The sequence below is a fragment of the Paenibacillus sp. NRS-1760 genome, assembly GCF_050467785.1.
In the GTDB taxonomy this organism is placed as follows: domain Bacteria; phylum Bacillota; class Bacilli; order Paenibacillales; family Paenibacillaceae; genus Pristimantibacillus.
Genome location: NZ_JBITPK010000009.1, coordinates 114,467 through 127,635, shown reverse-complemented (window position 1 = coordinate 127,635; position 13,169 = coordinate 114,467). Strand labels below are relative to the sequence as shown.

The 13,169-nt window shown below is 36.2% G+C and carries 11 protein-coding genes; 1 reads left to right on the top strand and 10 read right to left on the bottom strand.

Annotated features, from left to right (window positions below; all coding sequences use genetic code 11):
• Positions 1 to 41 precede the first annotated feature (41 nt).
• The 9 genes from ACIFSR_RS10385 to ACIFSR_RS10345 form a co-directional block, all read right to left on the bottom strand.
• Positions 42 to 1,103 carry a Gfo/Idh/MocA family protein gene (locus ACIFSR_RS10385; protein ID WP_430057238.1) on the bottom strand — a complete coding sequence of 354 codons (1,062 nt, stop codon included), beginning with the start codon at positions 1,101 to 1,103 and terminating at the stop codon, positions 42 to 44.
• A gap of 38 nt (positions 1,104 to 1,141) precedes the next feature.
• The gene (locus ACIFSR_RS10380; protein ID WP_430057236.1) at positions 1,142 to 2,167 is read right to left on the bottom strand and encodes a zinc-binding dehydrogenase; all 1,026 of its coding nucleotides are present in this window, start codon (positions 2,165 to 2,167) and stop codon (positions 1,142 to 1,144) included.
• Between the two features lie 116 nt (positions 2,168 to 2,283).
• On the bottom strand, positions 2,284 to 3,915 hold the full coding sequence (locus ACIFSR_RS10375) for an extracellular solute-binding protein (protein WP_430057235.1): 1,632 nt from the start codon (positions 3,913 to 3,915) through the stop codon (positions 2,284 to 2,286).
• 64 nt (positions 3,916 to 3,979) lie between these two features.
• Positions 3,980 to 4,873 carry a carbohydrate ABC transporter permease gene (locus ACIFSR_RS10370; RefSeq protein ID WP_430057233.1) on the bottom strand — a complete coding sequence of 298 codons (894 nt, stop codon included), beginning with the start codon at positions 4,871 to 4,873 and terminating at the stop codon, positions 3,980 to 3,982.
• 26 nt (positions 4,874 to 4,899) lie between these two features.
• Complete coding sequence (locus ACIFSR_RS10365) at positions 4,900 to 5,850, bottom strand: ABC transporter permease (RefSeq protein ID WP_430057231.1); 951 nt, start codon at positions 5,848 to 5,850, stop codon at positions 4,900 to 4,902.
• 257 nt (positions 5,851 to 6,107) lie between these two features.
• Positions 6,108 to 7,547 (bottom strand): response regulator transcription factor, encoded by a 1,440-nt coding sequence (locus ACIFSR_RS10360; protein WP_430057229.1) that lies wholly within the window; start codon positions 7,545 to 7,547, stop codon positions 6,108 to 6,110.
• On the bottom strand, positions 7,540 to 9,312 hold the full coding sequence (locus ACIFSR_RS10355; RefSeq protein WP_430057228.1) for a sensor histidine kinase: 1,773 nt from the start codon (positions 9,310 to 9,312) through the stop codon (positions 7,540 to 7,542). Before ACIFSR_RS10355 ends, ACIFSR_RS10360 begins: the two co-directional genes overlap by 8 nt.
• Before the next feature lie 93 nt (positions 9,313 to 9,405).
• The gene (locus ACIFSR_RS10350; protein WP_430057227.1) at positions 9,406 to 10,254 is read right to left on the bottom strand and encodes a sugar phosphate isomerase/epimerase family protein; all 849 of its coding nucleotides are present in this window, start codon (positions 10,252 to 10,254) and stop codon (positions 9,406 to 9,408) included.
• Between the two features lie 52 nt (positions 10,255 to 10,306).
• Positions 10,307 to 11,266, bottom strand: a complete 960-nt coding sequence (locus tag ACIFSR_RS10345; protein ID WP_430057225.1) for an acetylxylan esterase — start codon at positions 11,264 to 11,266, stop codon at positions 10,307 to 10,309.
• A gap of 157 nt (positions 11,267 to 11,423) precedes the next feature.
• Here ACIFSR_RS10345 and ACIFSR_RS10340 point away from each other — a divergent pair, with 157 nt between their 5' ends.
• Positions 11,424 to 12,281: an AraC family transcriptional regulator gene (locus tag ACIFSR_RS10340; RefSeq protein ID WP_430057224.1), complete on the top strand. Its 858-nt coding sequence runs from the start codon at positions 11,424 to 11,426 to the stop codon at positions 12,279 to 12,281.
• A 330-nt stretch (positions 12,282 to 12,611) separates the two neighbouring features.
• Here ACIFSR_RS10340 and ACIFSR_RS10335 read toward each other — a convergent pair whose 3' ends face one another.
• Positions 12,612 to 13,055, bottom strand: a complete 444-nt coding sequence (locus tag ACIFSR_RS10335; protein WP_430057222.1) for a hypothetical protein — start codon at positions 13,053 to 13,055, stop codon at positions 12,612 to 12,614.
• Positions 13,056 to 13,169 lie beyond the last annotated feature (114 nt).

Here is a 13,169-nt window from a genome sequence, read left to right as displayed (position 1 = left end):
TCCCCATTGAGGGGATTCGTTTCTTAACTCTAAAGCTCATCCTACCTCTCAATACAGACTTCACGTCCCGTATTTGCAGAAGTATAAATCGCATCGACTATCCTCATGATCTCTAATCCATCTTCCACTGGGCTGACACATTCCGATTTCCCTTGAACAACGTCTATAAAGCTAGCAAGCTCTCGTTTAAATCCTTCTGTAATCGCATCTTGGTCCTCGTTGTAGTAAGGTGCTATATCTACTAGATATCCATTCTGCTCTTTGTATATTTCAACCTTAGGCTCCAATGATGCTCCCGATTTTGTACCATAAATCTGAAAGCTTAATGCATCGTTTTTAATGTGCTGGCTAAAGCTTGTTTCTATCCATAATGTTGCTCCGTTATCAAACCTGATCATTGCACCGCAAAAATCCTCTACATCGCAAAATTCTTTAAAGTCTGCAGATTTATAGCTATCAGTTCCTTTAATATGAGGTCTTGCACCAATCCCGGCTGAAGTCATGCCACTGACTGTTACTGCAGCAGGATTACCCATCAGGTATCTTGCAGTATCTATAATGTGTACGCCAAGATCGATTAATGGCCCCCCTCCAGAACGTCCTTTATCAGCAAACCAGCCACCAGGATTTCCAATTCTTCTTATATAAGCACCTTTAGCGAAATAGATATCCCCGAAGTCTCCGCTATCCATAAATTCTTTTAAGACCATTGTGTTTTTGAAAAATCTTCTTACAAATCCAACCATAAGAACTTTTCCACATTCCTTTGCAACTCGATAAATTTCCTCTGCTTCCTTTAAGTTTATAGCAAGAGGTTTTTCACATAGTACATGCTTACCTGCTTTTAGAGCCTTTATTGCAACCGATGCATGATCATAGTTCCATACACATACGCTTACAGCATCAAGACTTTTATCATTGAGCATGGCATCAAAATCCGTATAAACATGTTCAACTGCAAATTTTTGTGCAAAGTCTTCAGCTCTTTTAATATTCAAGTCATAGACAGCATGTATTTTAACATCTTGCAGGCTTTTGTACGCATTAGCATGATAATTGCTTATCGTCCCTGTTCCAACTATTCCCACTTTTATTTCTGCCATTTCAGTTTCCTCCTGTAGTCCATAAATTTCATTTATAGTTAGTATGAAAAAATGATTTGAAGACATTCATCTGGCTTCTCTGCTGCAGTCTCATATGCTTGCTGTGCATCAGTTGCTGCAAACTCATGGCTAATTAGGTGATCCAATTTCAATAACGGCAGTGTGGTTTCTAACGCATCCTGCCATCGCTTTTCATCCCATCGTGGACGAACTTCATTTGGAATGCAGCCTGACATCACAATACGAGCAGCGTTATGGTGAAACTCTTCTCCTAGAAAAAGTCCCTTTGCTTCACCTCTATAAAATGATGTTGCATAAACAGTTCCTGTACGATAAACCGTTCTTATCGCCTCATGCAAAGCAATGGAAGATCCTGTCGCTTCAAAAACGACATCTGCTCCACGATTAGAAGTAAGCGAACGAATTTCGTTCGCTACATCTGCAATTTTCTTTGGATTTAGACAAATATCAGCACCTGATTCCTTTGCCCTATCCAGTCTATAATCACACATATCTACAGAAATCACCCTACCTGCACCAGAGAGCTTTGCAAGCTGTATTAATAATTGTCCAACAATACCAGCACCGAAAATGACAACCGTTTCTCCCAAAATAATGCGTGCGTTTAGTATGTTTTTATATGCTACCCCTAAAAGAGGTAAAAAAACGCCACTTCGTGGATCCATACTCTCCGGTAAAATGACAAAGCCTTCTGCCTTTGTCTTAAACTTTGAAATATGACCGAAGTAGGAGGCCACAACATCTCCCACTTTTAAGTTGGTCACATTTTTACCGACCTCTGCTATTTTCCCAACATTCTCATAACCATAACTTAGAGGATATTTATAAGATTCCGTTTCCGTTTTGACAAAAAGATTTTTGTGCGCGTCTAACTCTTTATTAAAAAATGGTGCGATACCTAGATAAAACTGCATTTCAGTCCCCGCACTTAAACCTGAAATAAGCGTCTCTACCAGTACCTCTTCATCTCCCAATACTTCAGGCTCTGCCACTTCAACGAAAGCTACCTTCTTTACATCTATAATTTTGATTTCATTTGCCACTATAATCATCCATTCCTATTTAGATTGATAAAAACAGACAAGCACTATAATTACAAACAACATTCCATTGTCCGATTTATTATAGTGCTTGTGTACTGATGACTTGAAAGAACAAATTATTTAATGCCCTGTTCAGCAGCTTTTGCATTTACCTCTTCAATCATTTTACTTAAGCCTTTATTTTCATATTTCTTCACTATCTCGTTCCAAGCATCTTCCACTGGCTCTTTGGACAATACCACCTGAATAAGATCGTCAACATCCGTTATAGAAAATTTATCTTTAGTAGGTGTAGACATATAAGACAATCTAAAATCAAACTCAGGAATCTTTGTAGATTGCTTACTCCAGTTTACGTAATCAATTAACAGTTGCTGTGTAGGGTTATTTCTATTCGGTGGCGTGTTTGGATCAAGCTCAAAATCTCCATCAAAACTTGCTAACATTTTCAAAGAAGCAATCGAAGGGTATTTTTTATTGAGATCTACACCTTCATTAAGAACGATCTGTCCGTCCTTTTTCGTATAATCCACGTCTTCGATACCATATCTGTAGAGGTCTTTTCCTTCAGGCGAGAGTAAATAATCATAAAGCGCCATAATTCGCTCCATTTTCTTATCATCAACTTTGGCACTGAAATAGCTTTCTGACCAATATGTCTTAAATGTCGGCTGATATCTTACGCCATCCGCATCAGGCCATAGTTTTAGTATTTTAATAGATTCTTCAGCTTTCTTATCTGGATAGACTTTATTAAAGTTTGTTGCCGCTATTCCATTCGTTATAAGAGCAGCAGCTCTACCCGAATAAAACTTATCATCTCCTTCTCCTGTTTTTAGTAGTGCGACGTCTTTATCAATGATATTTTGTTCAAACATACCCTTAATAGCTTTCAATCCATCTAAAGTTTTAGTTGAGAATAGAGCTGGTATGAACTTGTCATTTTCCTTAATCCATTTAAAATCAGTTCCGCTGCCGTCTGAAATTACAGCCGGATTATATGGAAGCCATAAATCTCCTAAAAATGTTTTTTGACGTGTAGTAAGACCCGTTGTTTTTTTACCTTCAGGATCCTTTTCGACCATTGCTTTAATCATTGCTGCAAATTCATCGTAAGTCTCAGGCTCTTTAGTAATTCCTAAAGACTGTGCCCAGTCCCAACGATAGATAATAAATCTATCTTTAGCATTATGCTGTAACGTACTCCAAGTTAAACGAGGTACATTGTATTGCTTGTCATTAACTTTCAATGCGTCTATATCTTCGATTTTCATCACTTCATCTAAATTTGGATACTTGCTCAGATCATCTGGCAGTGAACGTACAATACCTTCATTGATCCATTTGCTTCGGTTTATACTGCCAACAGCATCGATTGCAAATATATCTGGCAATTGTCCTGATGCCACCCACAATGAAATTTTTTGAGTGTAATCATCAAATGTAAGCGGTTTAGCAACAAGCGTAATATTAAGCTTTTTTGAAATTTCAGCGACTAAAGCATCTTTCTCGACATTGACGGCATCGTCAGTGATACCCCAAATACCTACTGAAATTTCCATATGCTCTTTAAAGGGATCTTCTTCCTGACTTGTTGCTGTACTAGCTGGTTCTGTGCTAGCGTTTGTCTTATTCCCCTCTACATTAGCATTGTTACTGCAGCCTGCAGCAATAACACTAAACACCACTAGCATTATTCCTACTACATAATTCATCCTAAAAAGACGACTTTTTTGTATGGTAACCATTTTTTTATCCTCCCTTATATTTATATATAGCAGCAAATGCTGTTATAATCGATCTGAAATATCGCTACTCCTTGATTGAACCTATCATAATCCCTTTTACAAAGTACTTTTGCAAGAAAGGATAAACGATTATTATAGGTACCATCGTTACTACAATTGCTGCCATCTGAATGCTGGTTGCAAATATAACCTTATCACCAGTGAGCAATGCCTGCTTGGCAGCCTCTGATATCGTAGAACTATAATTTATTAAGATCTCTCTTAAAACAATCTGGAGAGGACGAATATCTTTATCGCTCACAAAGATCAAAGCATTCCACCATTCATTCCATCTATCAACCGCATAGAATAGTGAAAAAGTTGCGATTACAGGCATCGAAGTGGGAATAACTATCTTCATAAGGATCTGTATATCATTTGCGCCATCAAGTCTCGCTGATTCTTCAAGACTAGCTGGAAAGTTGTTAAAGTAATTTTTTATTATAATTAGATTCCAAGTGCTGACTGCAATAGGCAGGATCATAACCCAAATCGTATCAATCAAGCCAACAGCCTTCACGGTCAAATAATAAGGGATGAGGCCTCCACTAAAGAACATCGTAAACAAAATGATGAATAGAAATAAGTTTCTGCCTGGCATATCTTTTTTAGATAACGCATACCCCCCGCATACGGAGAGAATCATACTGATCGAAGTGCCGACAATCGTTATAAATACACTAACGATAAATCCTTTATAGAAAGAGGAATCACTTAATACTGTTTTATAGGCATCTAGATCAAATGATTTAGGAATTAAGTACATTCCTGCTTGTACCAAGTCATCATATTTAGCAAATGAGATAATAATCACATTATAGAACGGATAAATCATAAAAATAGATATTACTGCTAGAAATGTTATGTTGATAATATCAAAGGTCTGCATCTTATTTTTTTTAGTCATACTATTTTTCATACGATCTCCTCTCCACCTGTATCACTTTAGAATAGACCATCTTCACCCATTCTTTTGATCGCCACATTCGCAATCCAGATTAAAACTAAGTTTACTAATGATTTTACAAACCCAATCGCTGTAGAGTAACCAAAATCCATTCCTACACCAAAGGTTGAGCGATATATATACGTATCAATGGTGTCTGCAACCGCATACACAGGTGCGCTATACAGATTGAATATTTGATCAAATCCAACTCCATTCATAATCGAACCAACACTCAGAATCAGTAGTATTGCTGTTGTACTTCGTAGACATGGCCATGTAATATATAGAATCCTTTGAAACCTGTTTGCACCATCAATTTCTGATGCTTCATAAAATTCCGGGTTAATTCCTGCCAACGCGGCTAAGTAGATAATGGAATCCCAGCCCATCTCTTTCCATATATAACTGATATATATAAGCGGTCTGAAATACTCCTTTTCCACTAATACGGATGTCGATTCCCATCCAAACAAATCGATTAGTTGATTAAACACACCATTTTGTGAAAAAATATTGAAAATTACACCGGAGAGAACAATCCATGATATAAAGTGTGGAAAAGTAAAGACCGTTTGATAAAACTTTTTAAGTTTACTTCGACCGATTTCATTTATCAATATGGCTAATATTAACGGAACAGGGAAATGAAATAGCAGCTTACCCAAGCTTAAAATCAAAGTATTTTTCAGTGCGTTTCTAAACCCTAAATCTACAAATAGCTCTTCAAAATTCCTCAATCCTACCCAAGGACTTCCTAGAATACCTTCACTAAAATTGTAAGTTTTGAACGATAACGTGACACCATACATCGGTATATAACAGAAGACTATATACCAAGCTATCAATGGCAGTAACATCAAATAGTAATACTTATAATTAAGTATTCTTTTCAATAGATGTCCCTCAAGTTTGTTTACCTTACTTGTGCTAGCAACATTTAACTTCAATTGTATCAACCCCCAGATGCATAATATTGGTGTTGCATTTATAACTTCTAAGGAACTTCTCTGTCTTCATGATAAGACTTTTATCATGACAATGTTATGCACAGTTCATTGAATATACATGGACAAACAGCGAGTGTTTTTTTATGATCTCATCTTGTTTAAAGACAAAATGTAAGCGCTGTAGAATTAAACAGATTTTAGTGTAGATATTTAAAAAAAAGAAAAACTGCCGCAAAATTGCGACAGTTCTCTTTATATTACGTTTTTTTTATAGTATTTTCTGATCTGAATTTAGAAGGAGTTGTTCCTGTCATATTTTTAAAGATACGTGAGAAATAGAAATAATCACTATATCCCGATTTTTCTGCCACCTGTTGAATAGAATACTCTTGGCTCCCCAGTAATTTACAGGCATAATCAATTCGAATCTTTGCAAGATGTTCTTTGAAGTTTTCTCCAACTTCCCTCTTAAACAGTGAACTTATATAATTGGGACTGATGAAAAACATCTCGGAAAGATTTTGTACAGTAATTGCTTTATAAAAGTTATTATTCACATATTCTAAAACTTGCTTAATAATTGTATTATCAATTTTCCCAGTCATATTGTTGTTCAATATGTTACAATGCTTTACTGACAACTCCCTCAACTTGCTAAGCATTTCTTCCACATTCCCAAAATTATATGCAAGCTGTTCATAGTCAACCATATCTGTATCAAGCTCATCATCTGAATACTTAAATAATAAAACCATTGTTGTATTATATACTTTAAATGCAAGCCTGATATTCATCTCTCCTGCTTTAAAAAGCTCTTTAATACTTAGATAACTTTCGTCTATGAGCGCAATGTCTTTTTGTTGAATGGCCTTATCCAGTTTCTTGAGATCGTGGTCTAATAGATGAATATCAATCGGTTTAGATATAAATACACCTTTCCTACCTACAATAAAAAACTGATAGGCAGCTATAGCAGCTCCGACAATAGCCTGTTTCAATTCACTTACCTCATTAACCAATGAAACTCCTATAGATATTGTTTCTTCAGACATTTGCGATTCAAAGAAGTGAATTAACTTCTCATTATTTAATTGCTCAAAAATATAAACTTTTTTGTTAAAATCAAGCCTTATCATGACATGCATTATATTTTGTGGAATGGTTATTCCTTTTTGGCCTATGGAGACAATGACGTACAAACCATTACTGGTTGTAATATTAAAGCCTTTCTTCTTTAGAATACTGTTCAATTTTTGTTTCGAATCTATTGAAGAGGAGTCCGCCAATAGCTCAAGTAAATCTTCATTTTTATTCGGGGTATCATTTAATAAGATTTCTTCAGCCTTTCGAAGTACATTTATAATTTCATCCTCTTCAATTGGCTTGAGGCAATAACCAATAGCACCGTGCTTTAACGCTTTTTGAGCATAGGCAAACTCTGCGTATCCGCTGATGACAACAAAAAGAATATGTGGGTGAGTTTTTGATACCTTCTTCATCAATTCCAGTCCGTTTAATCCAGGCATTCTAATGTCTGTAAAAACAATATCAGGCTCTGCTTCTAAGATTAGTTCTAGTGCATCTATTCCATTCAACGCTTGACCAATAATTTGAAAGCCCTGCTGCTCCCAATCTATACATAATTTTAAGCTTTCAATAATTAAGCTCTCATCATCAGTAATAACGACCTTATACATGAGCATCGCTCCTTACTGGTATTCTTAATACTGCTTCTGTTCCTATATCCTGCTCACTTCTAATTGTTAAGCCAAAATCATTGCCCCATTTTAACTTGATCCGATTATTTACATTAGAAACCCCAATTCCAACCTTCACGTTCAACGGGTTATCCTTATTAAAATTAAGAAGTCTTTTCCTAATCACTTCTAATAATTCACTGCTCATTCCAACCCCGTTATCTTTTATAGAAATGACTAAAGTATGTTCACTAACGATCTCGCTCGAAACAAATAGGCTCCCCTTCTTCATACTTGGCTCCAGTCCATGGAAAATTGCGTTTTCTACCACTGGCTGCAGTATCATCTTGGGCACTATACATTTCAGAGTTGACGGTGAAATGTCAAAATACACGTCAATTCTATCCTTAAATCGAACTTGTTGAATATACAGATAATCCTTCACCACATTTAACTCTTCCATCACTGTTACTTCATCCGATGCATTAACTCCATATCTTAGTATTCTGCCTAATGCTTTCGTCATATCATGAATCTCTTTTGTACCACTAATGAGTGCTAAAGCTTTGATTGATTCCAGTGTATTATATAAAAAATGAGGATTTATTTGGCTTTCCAAGAAGTTTAGTTCAGCTTGTTTTTTCTCAAGCTCCGTTCTAAACAAGACAGAGTTTGTTTCTATTAGCGTGTGCGTTAACACTTCAATTTCGTCCAGCATTTGATTGAACTTGTTTGCCAAAATAGACATTTCAGAATAGCCTTCAATACTGATTCGTTTTTCGAAATTTTTAATCTCGCCCAGTTTTATACCACTAATAAAAATCAGAAACTTTTTAATTGGAAGTAAAATATTATTCACTGTGAATATGGCTGGAATCGCAATGAGTAGAAGAGAAATCAAAAAAATGAGCATAACTTTCTTACGTAGATCAATGATTTCCCCAAGCAACCTGTTCTCTGGCATAATACTTACGATCGTACCTTCTATACTGTTAATGGGTTCACTTTGTAAAATGTTTTTCTCCCCGTCAATCGTAACGATGCTCTGAGTATTTAGCTGCATACTATTATTTTTTAGTATGTTAATCCAGGAAATCTGCTCTTCTGTATCATTACTATGGTAAATGTTATAGCTTCGATCCAATAGGTAAAACTTCATATTAGAAACATTTCTAATCTTTTCTATACTTGAATCGAATATATCTGAATCTAAAATAATTGCAATCGTCCCTATATTGTTTTCAACCACAATGTTGGGGTTCGTCGAGTATACCGCCATGCCAACAATAATGGACTTTTTATCTTCATATGTTCCAGTATTGAGTGAGACGATTCCAGTATAATAGGGATTTTTTGACGACATGAATAAATCGTTATATTGTTTAACAAAAAAAGTACTGCCACTCATTGAATAAAAAATATCGTGTTTACCTAGTATAACAATGTCAAGAATCCCTTCTCGTAATTGAATTATATTTCTGAAAAGATTATCAAGATTTTCGGATAAATTAACACGCTTCAGGTAGTCATCTTCCGTTAGATATTGCTGGACAACTCCATCATACGCAGTGCTTGTAATGATTTTATTAATTTGTGAGCCATTTAAATCCATGCTATCCCTTAGCTGCAAAATGATGTCTGAAGTATATTCTTTGTTTTTATTAACAAGAATTTTAGAGGTTTGCTCATAAGTAAACATAATAATAAAAACCATACTCATGATTACCAATAGAGAAATCAGCATCAATTGATGTTTAATAAGCATTTTTTTTAAGATAGCCCCTACCACCTAACATGATATGACATGAGATCCAATTCAATAGAAATCATATCATATTATAAGCGATTGGAAATAACATTATTCAAAGGTATCTTTCCCTAATATGAAATCCATGGCCATCGATGTTTGTTTTATTAGGGCATTTGGGTTGAGTTTATAAGGGGAGAGCTCCGCGGTTAAGTAACTATCGTAATTTACTTTTTCAAGTGAATTTATTACGAAGTCCCACCTTGTATCGCCTTCTAATAGGTTTGTGAATCCTGTGATATTTCCAGTATCCCTTTTAAAATCTTTCACATGAACCTTTGTAATTAGATCATCTAAAATATCAATCCAATATTCTGGGTAAGAAAATTGAACAACATTACCTACATCAAAATAGGCTTTTACATTCGGGCTGCCAATTTCTTCGATAAATCTGCGCATTTCAATGGGGCTCATCAAAAATTTATTCCAAACATTTTCTATTCCAATATTCACTTTATTGCTCTCCGCATATGGAACCAGTTCTTTGAGAGATTGAAGTGACCTGTTATAGCAATCGATATAGGAAATCTGTTCATCTACACGACCAGGAACAACAAGTACAGTATCCGCTCCCAATATGACAGCTGCATCTATCATCTTTTTGACGACTGTTTTCCCTTCTTCTCTTGTAGTACTATTATCGCTGCAAAGCATGCTTTTCCAGCATAGAGCTGTAGAAATGCTTGGCATTTCTAACTCATAGATCTTAGACATTTCTTTAATATCAAGTATATCCTTCTCCTTAGAAGCTAATGTGAGTCTTAGATCGCTGCTATCTTTAGTTTCTTCTTCCATATTAAGCTCTATACCATCAAATCCAGCCTCTTTAGCGACCTTCATGCAATAATCAACACGAAATTCCTCAGGGAAACACCACATATTAATACCCTTTTTCATCATATAGCCTCCATGTCGTTTATTTATTTATTTATTTATTAATTCATACCATTCTTTATAGTCCGATCATGAACTCATACACTATATCTCCAAAGCCCGGTATAGATTCATGTCCATAATCCGGATAAATAACTATATCTTTTTGCGATTTTATTTTGTTGTACGCAGCAAACTGCGTTGACGGAGGACATTCGGTATCCATTAAACCTACTCCCATTATTACTTTTCCTTCTATACGCTGAACCAAGTTTTGCACATCAATATAACCAAGCTTTGTGAATGTAGCATTTTCATTCTTATGCATGGGATCAAAATGTCTGAAATAAGTTCTGAGTTCTTCATACGAGTCTTTCAGTAAATCCATCTCCCATACTCTCTTAAAATCACATAGAAAAGGATATAATGGAGCAATCCTCTTAATCTTAGGCTCTAGGCTCCCACATACTAAAGACAATGCCCCCCCTTGAGAAACTCCCATTGCTCCAACTCTGTTTCCATCCACCTCAGGTAAATCCATAACAATAGAAGCAATCTGCGCTGTATCCAGATAAATATGCCTAAATAGTAGATTATCCTCATTATCATCTAATCCACGTATAATATGTCCTCTGTATGTCGAGCCGGTCACTCCTCCAGAATCTTGTGAGTAGCCTCCTTGGCCGCGACAATCCATCGCAATGACAGAATATCCCAAAGCAACATAATCAAGCTTGTCATGCCAGTCACCCGAATTTTTCGAATACCCATGAAACTGCAAAACTGCAGGATGAGGTTCAACTGCATTTTTGGGCCTCAAATACTTTGCGTGTATCCGCGCTCCTCTGACACCTGTAAAATATAGGTCAAAACAATCTGCGAAGGGCACACTGAATTTGCTAGGAATTAATTCCAAGTTTGAATCTACTGATCGCATTTCTATTAATGCTCTTTCCCAGAAACGATCAAAATCCTCTGGTCTTGGGTTAATTCCTTTGTATGCTTTCAACTGTTCAATCGAAAAATCTACCATTGGCATTTAGCAATCACTCCCTATATTAAATTTAAAAATATTAACATCATTATTTATTGATTACAAACTAATTTAGCGTTATTATATAGATAAATATTGTAAACTTCAATTTTAATATATTAGCCATTTTCAAATATATGAACATAAGGAATGATTATTTTTTATGCTAAAGAGTATATTTCCATCTATTACTGAAGAGGAAAAGAAGTTACCCTTCTATATGAGGACAGTAGGATACCACAAGCATCAGGGCCCAACTCACAGACCTCAGGGCAATCAAGACTATCACTGGATTCACTGTCAAAAAGGTAAAGGAGTACTGTTAGTTGAGGGAAAAGAATACATACTGGATAAAAACTCCGGATTTTTCTCTTATCCGAATGTCAAACATGACTATTATCCGATTGAAGATCCCTGGGAAACTTATTGGCTTACTTTTAATGGATATGCGCTTGATCCACTATTACAGCAGTTTGGATTCGGGAAAATAGGCATATTTTCATCTATTAACCTGGATACAATAAATCAAATTCTCAATAGTATCTCGTCGAGTTATATATTTGAAAATTATAATAGTAAACTTAACTGTTCCATTCTCGTCTATAAATTTGTTTGTGAGTTAAGAAACTATATGAACCAAGATTCAAAAACAAATCAAAATACTATTTTACTTGAGCCAGTCATTGAATTTATTAAGACTAATTACAACCATTCAATGTCACTAGATGAAATGTCACAAATAGCGAACATCACACCTCAACATCTATGCCGACTCTTTAAGCAAACTTATAGCACACGACCATTTATATATTTAAATAGATACAGGATTAACATGGCAAAAGAAATCATGCATGAATCTCCTGATTTGAATATCAGTGATATTGCAAACAGCGTGGGGTTCAATAATACAGGATACTTTTGTACCGTTTTCAAAAGATTAGAAGGGATTACTCCGTTGGAATTTAAAAACTTGTATAATGATCAGTTTGATAAATATGATTTGATCTCATCAAAAACATAATAAATCGGCCGTTTTTCGAAACACCCCGTACTGACAAAAGACTTCCCCTAAGTTCAAATGAACTATTGAGAAGCCTCTTATTATAAAGAGACACATTCAATTAAACCGTCTGCTTTTGTCCGTACTCTTATGGTGCGTGCCTTCGTTTTATGGTACTACAAGATGTCAAGACAGTTATTAAGGTGTGAAAAGATACACAAGGTATGTTCTATCGTTCCATTGCCTCAGCGTGAGAAGAAGCTTGAAATGGAAATCTTAAGAATGAGGAGTCCCGCATAGAGATTTCCACGGATAGAGGACAAAGCCTAAACGAAGGCGCGGGAAACCCGGTTATTCACTTGTGGATGGAAGCAAGAGCGCCTGGGTATACACCGCCTCGGGCGTATGGTTATGAAGCGATTGATGCGACAGATACCGATTGTGCAAGTGGATATAACGTTCGATCCCCTGCCTGTTTTCTCTGGGGCTCTGGTAATCCTGAAAGTAGATTTCATTGTAATTCAGACTACGCCAGAATCGCTCAGTGGCGATGTTATCCGTTGCGCGGCCCTTGCCGTCCATGCTGATCAATACCTCATGCTCATGGAGCAGTTCGATGTACTTGGGACTGGTAAAATGGTACAGATACATCCACCCGTGCTTCATTCGGATAAAGCTAATGTCAACCGACCACACATGATCAGGCCCCGAGATGCTTAGCTTGCGCAGCAAATAAGGGGAGATTCGGTGCTGCAGGTCGCGCTTGCTCACATTTGGTTCTGGGTATATCGCCATGATGCCCATATAGCGCCGAACGGTGTTTTCGTGATCGAGTCGCGTTTGCAGCCAGCTTCTTAGATTGACTTCGATATATTAATTGGTGACAGCATTTCACACAATCGATTCTGT